17 protein-coding genes and 1 riboswitch are annotated in these 18,067 nt (G+C 39.6%); all 17 genes read left to right on the forward strand.

Features of this window, described 5'->3' with window-relative positions; genetic code table 11:
* Nucleotides 1–35 precede the first annotated feature (35 nt).
* The 17 genes from NSQ54_09100 (at nucleotide 36) to rpsA (ending at nucleotide 17,941) form a co-directional block, all read left to right on the forward strand.
* Entirely contained in the window at nucleotides 36–752 is a 717-nt protein-coding gene (locus NSQ54_09100; protein ID WYP28231.1) for a response regulator transcription factor, read from the forward strand.
* Entirely contained in the window at nucleotides 736–2,193 is a 1,458-nt protein-coding gene (locus NSQ54_09105) for a HAMP domain-containing sensor histidine kinase (GenBank protein ID WYP28232.1), read from the forward strand. The genes NSQ54_09100 and NSQ54_09105 overlap by 17 nt, the downstream gene beginning before the upstream one ends.
* A complete protein-coding gene (locus NSQ54_09110) occupies nucleotides 2,190–3,239 on the forward strand; it encodes a hypothetical protein (protein WYP28233.1) in 1,050 nt (349 codons plus the stop codon). Before NSQ54_09105 ends, NSQ54_09110 begins: the two co-directional genes overlap by 4 nt.
* Nucleotides 3,240–3,330: 91 nt before the next feature.
* Nucleotides 3,331–4,251, forward strand: a complete 921-nt coding sequence (locus tag NSQ54_09115; protein WYP28234.1) for a D-alanine--D-alanine ligase — start codon at nucleotides 3,331–3,333, stop codon at nucleotides 4,249–4,251.
* Nucleotides 4,252–4,454: 203 nt separating this feature from the next.
* Nucleotides 4,455–5,717, forward strand: coding sequence for a Glu/Leu/Phe/Val dehydrogenase (locus NSQ54_09120; protein WYP28235.1), 1,263 nt, complete (start codon nucleotides 4,455–4,457; stop codon nucleotides 5,715–5,717).
* A 155-nt stretch (nucleotides 5,718–5,872) separates the two neighbouring features.
* Nucleotides 5,873–6,859, forward strand: coding sequence for a YpdA family putative bacillithiol disulfide reductase (locus NSQ54_09125; GenBank protein WYP28528.1), 987 nt, complete (start codon nucleotides 5,873–5,875; stop codon nucleotides 6,857–6,859).
* Nucleotides 6,856–7,815: an asparaginase gene (locus NSQ54_09130; protein WYP28236.1), complete on the forward strand. Its 960-nt coding sequence runs from the start codon at nucleotides 6,856–6,858 to the stop codon at nucleotides 7,813–7,815. Before NSQ54_09125 ends, NSQ54_09130 begins: the two co-directional genes overlap by 4 nt.
* Nucleotides 7,816–7,939: 124 nt before the next feature.
* Nucleotides 7,940–8,611 (forward strand): glutamic-type intramembrane protease PrsW, encoded by a 672-nt coding sequence (gene prsW, locus NSQ54_09135; GenBank protein WYP28237.1) that lies wholly within the window; start codon nucleotides 7,940–7,942, stop codon nucleotides 8,609–8,611.
* A gap of 3 nt (nucleotides 8,612–8,614) precedes the next feature.
* On the forward strand, nucleotides 8,615–8,779 hold the full coding sequence (locus NSQ54_09140; GenBank protein WYP28238.1) for a hypothetical protein: 165 nt from the start codon (nucleotides 8,615–8,617) through the stop codon (nucleotides 8,777–8,779).
* A gap of 66 nt (nucleotides 8,780–8,845) precedes the next feature.
* Nucleotides 8,846–8,947, forward strand: a riboswitch (SAM riboswitch).
* A 92-nt stretch (nucleotides 8,948–9,039) separates the two neighbouring features.
* On the forward strand, nucleotides 9,040–10,140 hold the full coding sequence (locus tag NSQ54_09145; GenBank protein WYP28239.1) for a methionine biosynthesis PLP-dependent protein: 1,101 nt from the start codon (nucleotides 9,040–9,042) through the stop codon (nucleotides 10,138–10,140).
* 33 nt (nucleotides 10,141–10,173) lie between these two features.
* Entirely contained in the window at nucleotides 10,174–12,015 is a 1,842-nt protein-coding gene (locus tag NSQ54_09150) for a bifunctional homocysteine S-methyltransferase/methylenetetrahydrofolate reductase (GenBank protein WYP28240.1), read from the forward strand.
* 156 nt (nucleotides 12,016–12,171) lie between these two features.
* The gene (sleB, locus tag NSQ54_09155) at nucleotides 12,172–13,140 is read left to right on the forward strand and encodes a spore cortex-lytic enzyme (GenBank protein ID WYP28241.1); all 969 of its coding nucleotides are present in this window, start codon (nucleotides 12,172–12,174) and stop codon (nucleotides 13,138–13,140) included.
* 19 nt (nucleotides 13,141–13,159) lie between these two features.
* Complete coding sequence (gene ypeB / locus NSQ54_09160) at nucleotides 13,160–14,500, forward strand: germination protein YpeB (protein ID WYP28242.1); 1,341 nt, start codon at nucleotides 13,160–13,162, stop codon at nucleotides 14,498–14,500.
* Between the two features lie 136 nt (nucleotides 14,501–14,636).
* Nucleotides 14,637–15,305 (forward strand): flagellar brake domain-containing protein, encoded by a 669-nt coding sequence (locus tag NSQ54_09165; protein ID WYP28243.1) that lies wholly within the window; start codon nucleotides 14,637–14,639, stop codon nucleotides 15,303–15,305.
* Nucleotides 15,306–15,434: 129 nt separating this feature from the next.
* Entirely contained in the window at nucleotides 15,435–16,109 is a 675-nt protein-coding gene (gene cmk, locus NSQ54_09170) for a (d)CMP kinase (protein ID WYP28244.1), read from the forward strand.
* Nucleotides 16,110–16,703: a lysophospholipid acyltransferase family protein gene (locus NSQ54_09175; GenBank protein ID WYP28245.1), complete on the forward strand. Its 594-nt coding sequence runs from the start codon at nucleotides 16,110–16,112 to the stop codon at nucleotides 16,701–16,703.
* 86 nt (nucleotides 16,704–16,789) lie between these two features.
* Nucleotides 16,790–17,941: a 30S ribosomal protein S1 gene (gene rpsA / locus NSQ54_09180; protein WYP28246.1), complete on the forward strand. Its 1,152-nt coding sequence runs from the start codon at nucleotides 16,790–16,792 to the stop codon at nucleotides 17,939–17,941.
* Nucleotides 17,942–18,067 lie beyond the last annotated feature (126 nt).

An 18,067-nucleotide genomic window follows, 5' to 3' on the forward strand; every position in this document is an offset into this window, starting at 1 on the left:
TAATTTGCTAAAATGGAAATGAGGTGAGCTTAAAATTGGAAAACTCTATTTTAATCATAGAAGATGATCAGGAAATTGCGAAAATCATACAAGACTATCTAGAAAGAGAAGGATATGCAACGGTTTGGCAGGATGCAGGAGATAAAGGATTGATCGCCTTTCATGAACAACCTTTTTCCTTAGTATTGGTTGACTTAATGCTACCTGGAAAAAATGGATTTGAAGTTTGCCAGGAGATTCGAGAAACGAGCGAAGTTCCAATTATTGTTGTAAGTGCAAAACAAAGTGATCTTGATAAAATACATAGCCTTGGTATTGGGGCAGATGATTATGTAACTAAACCATTTAGTCCACTTGAGCTTGTGGCGAGAATCAGAGCGCAAATTCGGCGTCATCATAGCTACCAATCTAAACTCCTCCAACAAACACAAAGAGAATTAAGCTTTCAAGAGGTTAGCGTCGATCAAAGTGGAAGAACCGTCTCACTTAATGGCCAATATATTCCGCTAACAGCTAAAGAATACGAGCTATTTATCTTTTTGGCAAAAAATCCTGGTCAAGTATTTACAAAAGAGCAACTCTATAGGCAGATTTGGCACCAAGCAGATTATGAGGACATTCGAACCGTCACGGTCCACATTAAAAATATCCGTCACAAACTAAAGGATGGAAAGAAGTTTCCTAAATATATTGAAACGGTGTGGGGAGTAGGCTACAAGTTTATAGGTCATCAACATGAGTATTCGTCTTAATTTATACATTATTTTAATTTTTACAGCTATTACTCCATTTATTGTTACATTTTTATTTTATGTTCAGTTAACAGGCTGGTATGAGGTAGAGAAGTCTGACTCGGAGATGCGTGCCCTACTACGCGCGTCGGAAATCAGTGCGTTAATGAAGAATAATAGTGATAAAGTTCACCAAGGCGGTGCACTGAAAAAGGCAATTGAAGACGAACTGGAACCAGATGAATCAATTACTGTGTATTCATCAAATTTCAACCCATTGTTCACGACTAGCGAACAAGGTGTCTCTAGTCAAGGAAGAACGTCAAACCAAGTAATGAGGGGTTTGTTTGAGCTAAAAACAACCATACGTGGTCATACATATAAAGAACCGATTTTTGGCAGCAATAACGGGTCCATCGTCGCTTACTTTGTACTAGAAACAGAGCGAACGGCTGTTCAAGAAAAAACAATTGAAACGTATTGGATTGCCATCCTTGTGTTTTTATTTGCTGTACTAGGCACTCTTACATTAGTTCATTATTGGTTAAAGCGTCGAATGATCTCACCTATTAATTATTTGCTCGGTGAAATGCGAGGCATTGGCGAAGGAAACTTAAATGAAGATGTACAATTTGTCAAAAAGCAAAAAGGTGAGATGGGGCAATTAATCTCAGGATTCGAGGATATGAACCATCGTCTAATCGAGGCGAAGAAGAACGAGGAAGAGGAAGTGGCAAATCAGCAACGGCTAATTGCTGCGATTTCCCATGATTTACGCACACCTCTAACATCTATTAGGGCCTATGCAGAAGGAATGAATGTACACCGCGATAAACAGGAAGATTATGCAAAAGTTATTTTAACTAAAACAGCCTTTATGCAAAAATTGATTGATGATTTACTGGCCTATTCCGCAATTCAAGCATCAAGCTTTACACTTGATTTAGCTGAGGTGGAAGCAGAAGAATTAGCTGAATTAATGGTTGATGGGTACGAGGAACAGGACCGTTCCGTTACGTTTTCACTCACAACAGCTGTGGAGCAATCAACGGTTCGTTGTGACGTAAACCGGCTGATTCAAGTAATGGATAATTTAGTGACAAATGCAATCCGTTACTCAGATAAGGATGGAAAGGTTTCCATATTGATTACAAATCAAAGCTCTTACTTGCCGACGTTTGTTGCTTATCAGCCTGACCGTTTATATTTTCTGGTGTCAGATCGTGGCAGGGGAATACCTAAAGAAGAGCAGGAGCGAATTTTTTCGTCATTTTATCAAATTGAACATGCGAGAAAACAAAACCATTCAACAGGAGTCGGCTTAGGCTTATCAATCTGTCAGGAGCTTGTTACAAAGCACGGTGGCTCCATGAATGTATATTCTAAGGGCACAGGAAGTACGTTCTATTTTTCTATTCCATGCCTATCAGACACCCCGAACAGAAAGGACGATGAAGAATGATTAAACGAATAATTCCGATCATTGCAGGAAGTGCTTTGTTAACAGGATGCTTCCAACAAATGCAAGCGGAGGATATTATCTTTGAAACATTTGAAAACGGAGAAAATCAACAAGCTTATCATCTTGAACTTGCTTCAAAAACAAACGGAGAGGAAAACGCCGAAACATTAGTTGAATGGCGTGATGAAGATGGTAATTATCGTACAGAGAAATATAGCAATAATGCGTTAGTAGATGTTATTGTGCGTTATGATGATCAAACGAGCTATAAAGACTATGAAGATGAAACGATTGTCTATACGGATTTTGCAGCAACAAATATGAATGCCTCACCAACCCCAAATGAAGAGATGCATGAGATTATATCGTATTATAGTGGTGATTTTGATATTAAACTAGAAGGCACTGAGGATGTTCTTGATCGAAAAACCTATCACTTGCGTTTTGAAGTTCAAGAGGAAAGTGATATTGGTATGATCGAAGAAATTGATTTATGGGTAGATTCAAAAACATGGGTCATCTTAAAAGATCGTATTAAAGATGGAGAAGACGTGTATGAACGGGAGGCTACTCTCTTTGAAATTGTTGCGGCATTTCCAGAAGGAACGTTTGTCATGGATAATGAAGAAAATTTTCCTGAAGAATCGTTTGAGGACATATTTACTCCAGAGCCTGTGACGCTTAGTGAAGCGAATGAGGCGTTTGAAATTCCTTTTCTTATAGTAGAGGATGAGATGCAACTTGATTCAAGCTCTATGGTAGAAGATCTTATGTTTGAGGATTACTATACATTAACACTTAACTATGTGGATGAACGTGGGGACCTAGAGCTTTATATTGAGCACGAGTATGGATTACAGACTGTTTACGGAATTGAAGAAGAGATTTCTGTGCGGGATGAACGCGCATTACTGATTAATGATGCAAATCGTTTATCGGTCAATTGGATTGAAGATGGGTTACAGTATTTAGCGACTTTTGATGGAGATTTTACAGCAGAAGACGCGACTGAAATCGTCGAAAAGATGGATTTTTATCAACCTTAGAAGATAATAGTTGATTTTTTGCCTGACAAGTTTCACTATTAGGATTGGCGAATAGAGTAAAAAAGAACAGCATAGCAGGAGAGTGGATGAAATGAAAGTTGCCGTTTTATATGGTGGAATATCAGCAGAGCGTGAAGTATCGCTATCTTCTGGAAAAGGAATAATGGAAGCCCTAAAAAATAAGGGACATGATGTAACAGGAATTGATTTTCACCCTGATCGACTACAAGAAGTCATTCAATTAGATGTAGATATCGTTTATATCGCTCTTCATGGCCGTTTTGGAGAAGATGGAAAGGTTCAAGCGTTATTGGATCTTTTAGGCATTCCTTACGTAGGATCAGGTGTTCAAGGATCAGCACTTGCTCTTGATAAGGCTAAATCAAAAATGTTCTTTGAAAAAGAAGGCACACGTGTTGCAAAAGAGCAGCTTTTAATGAAGCATACGTTTAACGAAGAAACATTTACGGCTGAGCTTGATTTTCCAATCGTTGTAAAACCTAACTTAGAAGGGTCAACCATTGGATTAACGATAGCTGAGGATGAGGCCACGCTTATGGCTGGCATTAAACAGGCCTTTGAGTTCGATGATACGATTATGCTTGAGGAATTTATTAGTGGGATCGAAGTGACGGTTGCTGTTCTTGGTGATAAAGGCGAAGAAAAAGCTCTGCCTGTTATCGAGATCGTGCCTAAAAACAAATACTATGACTATGAAGCGAAATATGCGGCAGGTGGTAGTGAACATATTATTCCTGCAAGACTAAGTGCTGAGCAAACGGCGTATGTACAAAAGCATGCTGTTCGTGCTCATCAGACTCTTGGTTGTGAGGTTTACTCTCGAGTTGACTTTATTGTACCTAAAGATGAAACGCAACTGCCTTGTATTCTTGAAGTGAATACATTACCTGGAATGACGCCAACGAGTCTTTTCCCGGACGCTTGCAAAGAAATTGATTTACCTTATGAAGAAATGGTTGAAACTCTATTACAGTTATCATTAAAAAAATAACGGTTAATCAATTTAAGCCTGTGAGACTTTAAATCTTGCAGGCTTATTTGCGTTTAATGAAACTGTCGAACATTCTTTTGATAGATTATCTAGAAAAAAACCTTAAAATGGTGGAAATCTAACACATTGTTCATTATAGTTAAGGGGAGAGGCTTGCTTGGTAGAAAGATACGCAAGCGATACACAGCTCAGAGGTGAAAGAAATGGATGATTATGACAAACAGATTGATCAGCTTGATGTACTAGGATCGACTCAAACGGTAATTAAACAAGCACTTACGAAGCTAGGATACCCTACTGAAATGTATGAGTTATTAAGTGAACCTTTACGTATGCTTACGGTTCGTATTCCAATCCGTATGGATGATGGTTCTACCAAAATCTTTACTGGATATAGAGCTCAGCATAATGACTCGGTGGGTCCAACAAAAGGTGGCGTACGGTTTCATCCTGACGTGACCGAGCGTGAAGTAAAAGCACTTTCGATTTGGATGAGTTTAAAGTCTGGGATTGTTGATCTTCCGTATGGTGGCGGTAAAGGCGGGATTGTTTGTGATCCGCGTGAAATGTCTTTCCGTGAGCTTGAACGGTTAAGTCGAGGGTATGTACGAGCAATTAGTCAAGTTGTAGGTCCAACAAAAGACATACCAGCTCCAGATGTGTTCACTAATTCGCAGATTATGGCGTGGATGTTAGACGAGTACAGTAAAATACGCGAATTTGATTCACCTAATTTTATTACTGGTAAACCACTTGTTCTTGGTGGTTCGCATGGTAGAGAATCAGCAACAGCAAGAGGAGTCACTATTTGTATCAATGAAGCCTGTAAAAAAGCAGGAATTGAGTTAACAGATGCTAGAATCGTTATTCAAGGATTCGGTAACGCAGGTAGCTTCCTTGCTAAGTTTTTGCATGACGCTGGTGCAAAAATCGTTGGGATTGGTGATGCATACGGTGCTCTGTACGAACCTGATGGATTAGATGTTGATTATTTATTAGATCGCAGGGACAGCTTTGGTACAGTGACAAAGCTATTTAAAAACACCATTACAAACGAAGAGCTTCTTGAACTTGATTGTGATATTCTTGTTCCTGCGGCTATTGAAAATCAAATTACAAAAGAGAATGCAGATCAAATAAAAGCGTCTATTATTGTTGAAGCAGCAAACGGACCAACGACAATGGAAGCTACAGAGATTCTGGCTGAACGAGGCGTTCTGTTAGTTCCAGACGTGCTAGCTAGCTCTGGAGGCGTAACTGTTTCTTATTTTGAATGGGTCCAAAATAATCAAGGGTATTACTGGACTGATGATGAAGTAGAAAGAAAGCTTGAGGTCATGATTAAAGGCGCATTTAATAATATCTATCAGCTTTCCAGATCACGGAAGGTGAATATGAGATTAGCAGCCTACATGATTGGTGTACGAAAGATGGCCGAAGCCTCAAGATTTAGAGGTTGGGTATAGAGTGATAGAGTTAGCAGTGAAATCAATGATTTCACTGCTTTTTTATATGGTTCGTGAAACCTGCATGAGAGTGGGCTAATATGCTATACTTTTTCTGTCTAAAATGCGGCATCATAAGGAAGTAAATGCAGGATTGGAGTGTGAACGGTTTGAGTATGAAGGAAGAAGTCATCATTATAGGTGGAGGACCATGCGGATTAGCGGCAGCCATTGCTTGTCAGGACAAAGGCATTGAACCGCTTATTATAGAAAAGGATCACATTGTGAGTTCAATTTACAAGTACCCTACTCATCAAACCTTCTTTAGTACAAGCGAAAAGCTTGAAATTGGTGATGTGGCTTTTGTAACAGAAGAACGAAAACCTCATCGAAATCAGGCACTTGTTTATTATCGAAGTGTAGCAGAGCGCAAAAATTTACGGATTCAATCGCGTGAGGCTGTCTTAAATGTTGATAAACAGGAGGACGGTACATTTGTTGTGAAAACGGAGAAACAAACGTACGAGGCGTCGTTTGTGGTTATTGCAACAGGTTACTACAACTCGCCTAACTACATGAATATCGAAGGTGAGGATCTTCCTCATGTGTATCATTATTTTAAAGAAGCTCATCCTTATTACAGACAAAACGTTGTTGTGATAGGTGGGAAGAACTCAGCAATTGATGCAGCATTAGAATTAGAAAAAGCAGGAGCCTATGTAACAGCTCTTTATCGAGGTGAGGATTATTCGCCAAGTGTTAAGCCTTGGATTTTACCGGAGTACATTTCACTCGTAAAGCACCGGAAGATCCATCTTGAGTTTAAAGCGGACGTTCATAAAATAACAAAAGATCTGGTTCAATATTCCGTTGCTGGAGAGACAAAATCGATTAAGGCAGATTATGTGTTCGCAATGACAGGGTATCACCCTGATCATCAGTTTATTAAAAGTATGGGTGTAATCGTGGATGATGAAACGGGTAGACCGACTTTCGATCGAGATACGTATGAAACGAATGTGGACGGTCTATTTATTGCGGGCGTGATTGCTGCAGGAAATAATGCAAATGAAATTTTTATAGAGAATGGTCGGTGGCATGGTAAAGGTATTGCCACAAGAATTGACGAAATTCGTACCAATCAAAAGGAGATGACTGAATGAAAAAGGTTGTGTTACTAACAACAGGTGGAACCATTGCAAGTACAGAGAACGAAGCAGGGAAATTAGTAGCAGGTGAACTAACAGGTGAGGAGCTCGCTAATTTGTGTAATCTGCCAAACGATATTCATGTCACCGTTCGCTCTATGCTACAAAAGCCAAGCGTCCACATTACATTAGATGATTGGCTTGAGCTAAAAAAAGAGGTGGAAGATGCCTTTCTTGATGAAGAAGTGTCGGGTGTTGTAGTTACTCATGGAACGGATACATTAGAGGAGACGGCATATTTTCTGGATTTAGTGATACAAGACGTGCGTCCGGTTATTGTAACAGGCTCACAACGTGGTCCAGAACAGTTAGGAAGCGACGCGTTTATTAATTTGCGTCATGCCATCTATGCTGCTTGTCATGAATCACTTAGAGATGTGGGTACAGTTGTGGTGTTTAATGAACGCCTATTCGCAGCGCGATATGTAAAAAAAGAACATGCATCAAACATTCAAGGGTTTAATGCCTTTGGATTCGGTTATTTAGGTATTATCGATAATGATACAATCTTTATGTACCAAAAGCCGTTAAACCGCCGTACATATTCAATTGAGCATGCATTGCCTAAGGTCGCTATTCTAAAAATATATTTAGGAATGGACTCATCCATTTTAGAAAGTGTCGTTACTCATTCTGATGCAATTGTACTTGAAGGTGTTGGCCGGGGTCAGGTTCCACCTAACCTCGTACCTATGTTAAGTAAAGCATTACAACAAGATAAACATATCATCATGACAACGTCCTCTGAAGAAGGAAAGGTATATCCAACCTATGAATATGCGGGCAGTGCCCATGATTTAGAGCAACGAGGCGTAATTTTAGGGTCGGATTATGATAGTAAGAAAGCACGTATTAAAACAATGGTGCTAATGGCCTCAAAACAGGATGTCGCACAAGGTTTCTTGAATTAATGGCTTTTTCTTGTCAAGTATGGGATAGAGGAATATAATGGATTTACTGAATGCGATGAACAGCACCTTTCTTGATGAAGACTTGGCAAGTGGGTAATCTGTACGTCGGAAAGGCAGGTCGTAGATGTTTTCGTTGCTAACGGCTGCAATAGCACCTGCAATCGGACTGCTAACTTACTTTTATCTTAAAACGGATTATCGTCGTGCGATATATGGAACCATTATCCGAACCTTTTTAATGGGATTCTTGTTAGTGTTTCCTGTTATGGTTTTACAGTTTGCGTTTATTGAAGAGAATGTTTTTCCTTTCGAATGGCAACAGGCTCTTATTCTGTACGGTTTTACTGAGGAGTTCTTTAAATGGTTTGTTCTCTATATTTTTGCTTACCAATTAGGAACGATTAACAGACGGAATGATGGCATTGTATACGGAGTATCACTGTCGCTTGGTTTTGCAACCATGGAAAATATCCTTTATTTGATTGCGCACGGTATTGAGACGGCGATCGGACGAGCATTGTTACCAGTCTCGAGTCATGCACTTTTTGGAATAATCATGGGGTATTATTTAAGTCATGCAAAGCTTTCACCAAGCCATAAAAAAAAGTATCTGAGCTATTCATTATGGATCCCAGTGTTCTTACATAGTTTGTATGACTACATTGTGTATTTGTTTAATCATTATGTGTTTTTTGGATTAATTCCTTTTATGCTGATGCTATGGGCTTTCGCCATCTATAAAATGAAACTCGCTCGAAGGCTTGATCAACAATCACCACGAATAAGGAGGAATTAAATCATGCAAGGCGAACGATATAGAGTTGTTATTAGATGCCCACTTTGTCGGGAAAAATATATTCTTCGAGGTCATAAAAATGAGTTTGGAGAATATGAAACGGGTTTTAAACGCTGTGTTTGTGGTAATGAAGATCAACTTCAGATTGAAGCCACACTAGAAACATAGAATTAAGGCTTGCGTTTTAAACAGTTATCATGTATGTTTAAGTGAATATTCATAATTTAACATGTATTCTTATCAAGAGAGATGGAGGGAAAGGCCCTGCGAAGTCTCAGCAACCAGCCTGCTTGGGCAAGGTGCTAAATCCGGCAGTGTATACTGCTAAGATAAGAGAAAGCTTATATGGAATTAATAAGCGCCTTTCTCTTATCTTTGAGAAAGGCGCTTTTTTCTATTTAAATGATATCTAGGGGGAACGATCAAAAATGAGTGATAAAACGTTAGAAACAAAGTTAGTTCAAATTGGAAATCGAAAAGACAATCGAACAGGAGCTGTGAACGCACCTGTCTACTTTTCCACAGCTTACAGGCATACAGGAATAGGTGAATCAACCGGATATGATTATGCAAGAACAGGAAACCCAACAAGAGAGATCTTAGAACAAGCTATCGCTGAGCTAGAGGTAGGGGACCAAGGGTTTGCGTGTAGCTCGGGAATGGCTGCTGTTCAAACAGTCTTGTCTATCTTTAAAAGTGGGGATGAAATTGTCGCTTCAAAAGATCTGTACGGAGGAACCTATCGATTGTTTGAAGAGGGGTGGAATCATTGGGGCATCACATTCCACTATTCTGATCCTCGTGATATAAAGACCTTTGAAGAAGCAATCACACCTGGAACAAAAGCGTTATTCATTGAAACACCAACAAACCCACTTATGCAAGAAGCTTCAATTCCTGAGCTAGCTAAGCTTGCAGAGAAATATAATCTGCTGCTTATCGTGGATAATACGTTTTACACACCAATCATACAACAACCTATTAAACTCGGAGCCGATATCGTCATTCACAGTGCTTCAAAGTACATAAGTGGTCACAATGACGTGATTGCAGGTTTAATTGTATCAAAAGGCAAAGAGCTTTCAGCGAAAATCGGATATTTTCATAATGGAATTGGTGCAACATTATCAGCGTTTGATTCCTGGCTTGTGATTCGCGGCATGAAAACTTTAGCATTACGTATGGAAAAGCATGAACAAAATGCAAAAGAGTTAGTGCAGTTCTTAGAAGAATCAAGTGTTGTAGAAGACGTGTTATACCCTGGAAGAGGTGGAATGATTTCCTTTAGAGTTGGTAGTGAGGATTGGATTAATCCGATTCTTCAAAATCTTACACTTATTTCATTTGCAGAAAGCTTAGGTGGCGTTGAAAGCTTAATGACCTATCCGGCTACACAAACTCACGCTGATATTCCAGAAGAAATAAGAATGGCAAATGGCGTAGATAATCGTTTACTTCGTTTTTCAGTTGGAATTGAACGAGCTGAGGATTTAATAGAGGACTTAAACCAAGCATTTTCCAAGTTGTAGGATGATTCACTATTAAAGTGGGGGGAGATTTAAGTGGAGTTGTTAGAGCGCCTTAAAAAGGATGTATTAGTAGGTGACGGAGCGATGGGAACGCTCTTGTACGAACGCGGAATCGAACAACAATGCTTTGAAGAGGTGAACCTCAGCCACCCGGAGGAGATTATCTCCATTCATACAGAGTATCTTCTAGCAGGTGCAGATGTCATTCAAACAAACACATATGCTGCAAATAGACTGAAGCTTGGAAAATATGGACTCGAGGATAAAACAGCAGAAATTAATCGCCGTGCCGTTGCTTTAGCAAAGCAAGCGGCGGAGAATCGAGCATTTGTGGTTGGCACGGTTGGTGGGGTCCGGAGATTTCAAATGGAAGAATCTACGATCCGTGAAATTGAGCAAGCACTAACTGAACAAATCATTGTCTTAATTGATGAAGGGGTAGATGGTCTTTTATTTGAGACATTTTATGATTTAGAAGAAGCGCTACTTGTTACATCAATTGCTAAAAAGCATAGCTCATTGCCGGTTATCATGAACATTAGTTTAGGAGATATTGGTGTGATGAGTGGAGGGATTCATGCTGCCACAGCTTTTGAACAGTTGACGTCGGCAGGTGCGGACATTGTTGGCCTCAATTGCCGAATGGGTCCCGCACATATGCTCAGATCCTTTGAAGAAATTCCAATTCCAATCGACCATGTTTTGGCTGTATATCCAAATGCCAGTTTACCCGACTACCGCGATGGGCGTTTTTTCTATTCATCAAATCCTGATTACTTTGCTGCGATGACTGACAAATTTATTGATCAAGGCGTACGCCTGATCGGTGGATGCTGTGGAACAACGCCTGAACACATTAAAGCAATCGCCGAATCTGCACGCTCACGAGTTCCGGTTTATGAGAAAAAGCTTAAAGTTGCTATTCGCAAGCCGCTCGTATCAGATCGTCCAGCCAGAAAAGAAGAGAAGTTAACAGAGATCGTAAAGAATCGTTCTTCCATTATTGTTGAATTAGATCCTCCTAAAAAATTAAATGTCTCAAAATTTATGCAAGGTGCAAAAGCATTAAAAGAAGCAGGCATTGATGCATTAACTCTTGCAGATAACTCACTTGCGTCACCAAGAGTTGATAATTTAGCGCTTGGCACAATGGTAAAAGAACAGATTAGAGCAAGACCTCTAGTTCATCTAACATGCCGCGACCGGAACTTGATCGGCCTCCAATCGCACCTTATGGGCTTACATACATTAGGGTTGCATGATGTATTAACGATTACGGGCGATCCAACAAAAATTGGTGACTTCCCTGGAGCTAGTTCCGTTTACGATTTAGCGTCTTATCAATTAATATCGATGATCAAGCAGTTAAATGAAGGGATATCTTTCTCAGGAAAAGAATTGGGAGAGAAAGCGGACTTCACTGTAGGTGCGGCCTTTAATCCAAATGTAAAATACATTGATAAAGCTGTTAAACGATTAGAAAAGAAAATCGAAAGTGGTGCTGATTACTTTATGAGTCAGCCCGTCTATGATATCAATCAGCTTAAAGCGATTTATGATGAAACAAAACATCTAGATCAACCGATCTATATAGGCATTATGCCGATTGTTAGTTCGAGAAATGCTGAGTTTCTTCATAATGAAGTGCCTGGTATTAAACTTACATCAGGTATTCGAGAAGTCATGGCAAGACACGAAGGAGATTCAGAATCTTCAAAACGCGAAGGGCTTGCTATAGCAAAAGAACTTGTTGATGCAGCATGTGAATATTTTAATGGAATTTATTTAATCACTCCATTCATGCATTACGACTTAACCGTTACCTTATCTGAGTATATTAAAGAACGGACAGATGTGATCAAACAATCTAATTAATTGAGTAAGACGGATGTTCCATCATTGGAGCATCCGTTTTTTTCATGTTTAAAACATTTGTCTTTTAAAAACAAATGAATAAAACCATTTTTCCAACAAAGACTAAACTCACGCAGAAATATTTAGCGGATAAATGTAATAGGAGGGAAAAAACAAATGAGCAAGTTTAAGCAGTCAATGTGTTCAAGATGTATTTTATTCACTCTCATAGCAGCACTTTGCTTACCTTTCGTCATAAGTGAAGAAGCTTTAGCCTTCTCAGAACGAGTGATTCAAAAAGGATCAACTGGGGATGATGTGGTAGAGCTTCAAGCACGGTTACAGTACAACGGTTTTTATACAGGGAAAATTGATGGAGTTTATGGATGGGGAACGTATTGGGCCGTTCGTAACTTCCAAGAGGATTTTGGAATGGATGTCGATGGACTAGTCGGCGACAAAATGAAAACGAGACTAGCAAAAGCAACAAAATATGATGAAGGCTTTGTCCAAAACGCCTTAAAAGAAGGAAGAAAATTCTCGCATTATGGTGGAACACCAAAAGAAAAGCAGCAAGGCCCTAAGGGAAGTGCAAAGGGTGGAGCTAAGAATGGTGCTTCCAAAGGTGGATCAGGCAGTAATGGTTCAGGTGGTAACGTAAGTCAACCACAAGCTCCGTCAAATCAAGGAGGAGGCGGAACAAATGAAGGGACTGGCGGAGATGAACAACCTCAAAAGCCTGAGAACGACCAGCCGACAATTGAAAAAGCGAATAATGTTCCATCAGGATATTCAGACAATGACATTCGCCTAATGGCTCAAGCCGTTTATGGTGAAGCACGTGGAGAACCATATGTCGGTCAAGTAGCTGTTGCTGCTGTTATCGTAAACCGGATAAACAGTGCAACTTTTCCGAACACAGTCTCAGAAGTTATTTTCGAACCAAGAGCCTTTACAGCAGTAGCTGACGGTCAAATTTACAATGAACCTAATGAACAAGCCAGAAAAGCGGTAATTGATGCATTAAATGGTCAAGATCCGACCGGAAATGCCATTTATTACTTTAATCCGGAAACCGCTACTTCTGATTGGATCTGGTCACGTGAACAAATTAAACAAATAGGTAAGCATATCTTTTGTTATTAGTTAATGGAGGTGTGAGGATTTGATACGGAATATACTTATTGGAATAGCTGTCGCGGCCGTCATTGGAACAGGCGTGTGGGGCTATCAACAGAAATCAGAAGGCGACGAACTTAGAATTCAGGCAGAAAATAACTACCAACGAGCATTTCATGATCTAACCTTTAACCTAGATCAGATTGAGGATGAACTAGGTAAAACACTTGCTATGAATACAAGAAGGCAGTTAACACCATCTCTTGCTGAAGTATGGCGTATAACAAGCTTAGCACAGAAAAACCTAGCACAATTACCTATGCAAAATGTAAAGACAAGTGATACGGAAGAATTCCTTTACAAAATTGGTGACTTTAGCTACCGTACATCTGTGCGTGATTTAGACAAAGAGCCATTAACAGAAAAGGAATATCAGACGTTAACCGATCTGCACAAGCATGCAGGTGAAATCCGCCAAAGTATGCGTAGCTTGCAGGCGCAAGCGATGAATAACAAGCATCGTTGGGTGGATGAGAGTGCGAATGAAAATGCTCCACAAGGAGAGGAAAGTGTTCCGGGTCAATTTGAACTGATGAATAAGTCAGTTGAAGGATTTAGTGAAGTCGATTGGGGAGCGAGTAAAGACTCCATTCGTAATATCAACGGTGAGCTTAAAAAGGCACTAACAGGAAAAGAAGTGAGTGAAAAAGAAGCTCAGGACATTGGTAGAAGCTATGCTGGTGTTGGAAAAGAATCAAACGTTGATATTACTGAGACAGGGAAAGGGTTAGAGTATCCGGCTTATACTCTCGTCATCGATGATCCAGATCATAAAGCGAATTATTATATGGACATAAGTATAAATGGTGGAGAGCCCATTTGGTTTATGCAGGAACGTGAGATTGGTGAACAAACGATTGGACTAAACGAGGCTACTGAGAAAGCAAGCAATTTCTTAGAGCAACACGGAAAAGAAAACATGGAGTTAATTGATAGTACACAGTACGATTCTGTTGGAGTCTTTGAATATGTGTATAAACAAGATGATGTTAGAATTTATCCGGACTCTATATTGATTGGCGTAGCGTTAGATAACGGGGATGTTGTCAGCTACGAATCAAAAGGATACATTATCAATCATCAGAAGAATCGTGATATCGCAGAGCCAAAGTTAAGTCGTGAGGAAGCCCAGACAAAAGTAAATCCCAAAGTGAAGATTATGGAAGAACACATTGGAGTCATTAAGAACAATATTAATGAAGAAGTACTTTGTTATGAATTTCTTGGTGTACTAGATGATGATACGTATCGTATTTTCATCAACGCTGAAGATGGGCAGGAAGAAAAAGTAGAACGTCTGATTCAATCAGAGCCTGTTTTCCAATAAAGCACGTAGGACCTAAAAGCGAAAACATTGCTTTTAGGTCCTTCATTTTTGCATTGGGATATTCGTTTCATACCTTGCCATTTTGTCAGATCATGCGATAATAAAAGGAAAAAGATAGAGAGAGGATGGCGAACGTGTGGAAGTAGGAATGACGTTATATCTTGAGGCAAAACATCAAGAAATGGAAAAACCGGTACCGGTTTATCGCTGTCGAGTGGTTGATCTGGAAGAAGGACGGATTATGATTGATTATCCTATCAATGAGACAACAAAGAAACCGGCATTTTTCTATGATGGTACGCAATTTAAAGCGTGGTGGGTAGCCAAAGAAAATGCAGTGTATTCGTTTGAAGCGACAATTTTAGGACGTAAGAAATCAGAGATCCCTATTTTAATTCTGAATCAGCCGCTGCCAGATCAAGTGATTAAATTACAGAGAAGGGAATATGTCAGAATCTCTGCAAGAGCAGATGTTGCTGTTCATCCATTCCATACAGATTATTATCCGTTTGCCTCAACTACAATTGACATTAGCGGTGGCGGTTGTGCCATCACGCTGCCACGTAATTACCAATGCCCACCTATAGGTGAAATGGTTATGCTCTATTTAGTGTTACATCGCCCTTCTGGTACAGTTGATTATCTTCAAGTGAAGGCTGATATTGTTCGAGTCATACAGCCGTCTGAACATTCACAGGAACGTCTTTCGTTTGAATTTCTTCAACTTGCTAAGCGGGATCGAGAAAAAATAATGACGTATATTTTTGAAAAACAACTAATGGAAAAAAAGAAAATGAAGCTTTAGGGACTGGATTTTCATTAGACCACTATCTTCATCTATGCTACACTTAAAGGGAAGATATCCGTTTAAATAGCGGTTTTTAGAAAGTACGAACAGATGATATGTGTTGTGAAATAATATGAGGTGTAAGAAATGAGTGATTCGGTGAATATTGCCATTGATGGGCCTGCTGGTGCTGGAAAGAGTACAGTAGCAAAGTTAGTTTCAGAAGAATTAGGGTTTCTGTATATTGATACAGGAGCTATGTATCGAGCGTTAACGTTTGCTGCATTAAGAGAAGATGTTAATATGAACAGTGAGAGCGAACTTAGCCATTTACTTAGTAACTGCCACATACAATTAGTTGTAAATGCTGAGGGCGCAAGTGTTCTTCTTAACGATCAAGATGTGACAAAAGACATCAGATCTCCTGAAGTCAATCAGAATGTTTCTCTCGTTTCAAGCTGGGAAGCTGTACGTGTTGAAATGGTAGAGCGTCAACGCCAACTTGCTCAAAAAACGCATAGCGTATTAGATGGCAGAGATATTGGAACCTATGTTCTTCCAAATGCTCAATTAAAAGTGTTTTTAACTGCGTCTGTATCAGAACGAGCACGTAGACGTCACGAAGAACAGCTTAAAAAAGGGATGCCTTCTGATTACGAACAACTTAAAATCGACATTGCCAGACGTGATGAGCTTGATTCAACAAGAGCATTTGCCCCGCTAAAAAAAGCGGAGGATGCAATTGAGATTGATACGACCACTTTATCCATTTCAGAAGTTGCCCAAGCTATTACTGATTTAGCGAAGGAGCGAACAAGCTAAATGGGATTATACCAATTTGGTCAGTTTGTTTGTCGAACGTATTTATCGACACTTTATAAAATTGAAATTGAAGGTAAAGAGAACATTCCTGAGCAGGGTGGAGTGTTACTATGTTGTAATCATATTAGTAATTTTGATCCACCGTTTCTTGGAGCTTACATTAAACGCCCTACACGATATATGGCTAAGCAGGAGCTTTTTGAAAAACCAATCCTAAAGCAATTATTACCTAAGCTTGGTGCATTTCCGGTTAAGCGTGGTGGAGCTGATAAGCAAACATTACGCAAAGGAATGAACTACTTAAATGATCAAGAAATTTTAGGATTATTTCCTGAAGGAACAAGAAGTAAAGATGGCAAGCTTGGAAAAGGTTTGGCTGGTGCAGGTTTCTTTGCATTAAAAACGGATGCGGTTGTGATTCCATGTGCAATTATTGGAACGTACAAGCGCGGGAAACGTTTAAAGCTTGTTTATGGAAAACCGTTAGACCTAACCCAACAACGAGAAACCAAAGCAAGCTCAGGAGAAGTCACAGAACTGATTATGAGTGAAATTCAAGCATTATTAGATACGCATAACCAACCTCACGATTAAAATGCTTTCACTTTAGCTGAAAGTTTTTTATAAATATAGTTTCATTACCACTGTTAGTTGGTGGGTACTGAAGGAGGCAAATGTCAATGATTGAAGATATGAATAATGAAGTATCAGAACTGAAATCATTTTCTGTAGGAGACATTGTGACTGGTAAGGTAACAAAGGTTGAAGAGAAACAAGCCTTTGTTGATGTTGGCTTTAAAGTAGATGGGATTTTACCGATTAGTGAACTATCTAGCCTACACATTGAAACCGTAAGTGATGTTCTAGCAGTTGATGATGAACTGGAGCTCAAAATTCAAAAAGTCACTGATGAAGAGTTGGTCCTTTCTAAGCGAGCTGTACAGGCTGAAAAGGCATGGGAACGACTTCAAGACGCCTATTCTTCAGGGGAAATTATTGAGGCTGAAGTAGCTGATGTTGTAAAGGGTGGACTTGTAGTAGATGTAGGCGTTCGTGGATTCATTCCAGCATCTCTTGTCGAACGTCACTTTGTTGAAGATTTCTCTGACTACAAAGGTCAGACACTTCGATTAAAAGTTGTGGAGCTTGATCGTGAGCACAATAAACTCATTCTTTCACAACGTGCTGTTCTTGATGAAGAAGTTGAAACAAATAAACGCCAGGTTCTTGATTCATTAAAGGCGGGAGACACAGTTGAGGGAACCGTTCAACGCTTAACAAACTTCGGTGCCTTTGTTGATGTAGGAGGCGTAGATGGCCTTGTACACATTTCTCAATTAGCGCATCATCGTGTGGAGAGCCCATCTGAGATTGTCTCTGAAGGTCAGAGTGTCAGGGTGAAAATTCTTTCTGTTGATACAAACAGTGAGCGTGTCTCTTTATCTATTAAAGATACAGAACCGGGACCGTGGGAAAAAGTAGCCGAGCAATTTTCTGTAGGTGACGTGGTAGATGGAACAGTCAAACGACTTGTATCCTTTGGTGCCTTTGTTGAAATTGCTGCAGGAATCGAAGGTCTGGTTCATATTTCACAAATTGCAAACCGTCACATCGGTACGCCAAGTGAAGTATTATCTGAAGGAGAAACCGTACAAGTAAAAGTACTTGAAGTAAGTGCTCAGGACAAACGTGTTTCTTTAAGTATCAGAGAATTGCTTGAAGATGAAGATGGTAGTCAGCATTATGCTCAATATGAAAAATCTCGAGAAGAAGATTCTGGTGGGTTTTCATTAGGAGATATGATTGGCGATCAGTTAAAAAAGTATAAATAAGTGTTAGTAGGGAGTAGCGCACATATTATTTAATATGTGCGCTACTTTTCTATGCTTTTCCTCTCTTAGATAGGTTTAGTGTCTACCATTTCTGCCCATACTAGCTTATGAAACTAGGGGGGAGAA

This window comes from Alkalihalobacillus sp. FSL W8-0930 (assembly GCA_037965595.1).
Lineage (GTDB): Bacteria > Bacillota > Bacilli > Bacillales > Bacillaceae_D > Alkalicoccobacillus.